This is a genomic window from Haloferax profundi, from assembly GCF_001469865.1.
GTDB lineage: Archaea > Halobacteriota > Halobacteria > Halobacteriales > Haloferacaceae > Haloferax > Haloferax profundi.
The window spans coordinates 1-610 of sequence record NZ_LOPV01000518.1 but is presented as its reverse complement, the minus strand read 5'-3'; the positions used below and the strand labels follow the sequence as shown (position 1 = coordinate 610).

Genomic DNA, 610 nt, shown 5'->3' with positions numbered 1-610 from the left:
CCGTCGTGCGTGTACGGAACTCAATGAGCCTGAGGAAACGGGAATCAAGAATCCACCCGAGTCTGGGATCAGTGGGGCAGCTTACTACGAGACGTTATACGAGATACTGGACTACAAGTACGACGTTGCAATCATCATTCTCGACGAAATCGATAAACTCGGTGAAGCGTCCGACAACGTCATCGCGAAACTCTCACGAGCGGGGGAATCCCAGCAACTCAAAGACTGCCGCCTGAGTCTTATTGGGATCAGCAATCAGACGCAGTTCAAAGATTTGCTTCGCAATCGGACGAAGTCAAGCGTGAACGTCCAAGAGTACGTGTTTAGCCCTTATGACGCAACTCAACTCAAAGAGATACTGAGCCGACGTCGCGATGCCTTCCGAGAGGGAGTCATCGAAGACGGGATTATCGACCTCGTTGCGGCAAAAGCAGCCTCTCAGTATGGTGATGCGCGAAAGGCTATCGAGCTCTTTCGGAATACGGGGGAGGTTGCCCAGCGACTCGGGAGAGACACGATGACGAGTGATCTGATTGAGCCTGCAAGTAATCTAACGGAGGCGAACCTCCTCCGCAGCCAAATCATGAATCTGCAGCCTCACGCGGAGTAT

Annotated in this window: 1 protein-coding gene; it reads left to right on the top strand. The window is 52.6% G+C overall.

From position 1 onward, the window contains the following. A partial coding sequence (locus tag AUR66_RS16165; RefSeq protein WP_394326265.1) for a Cdc6/Cdc18 family protein occupies positions 1 to 610 on the top strand: 610 nt, incomplete at both ends.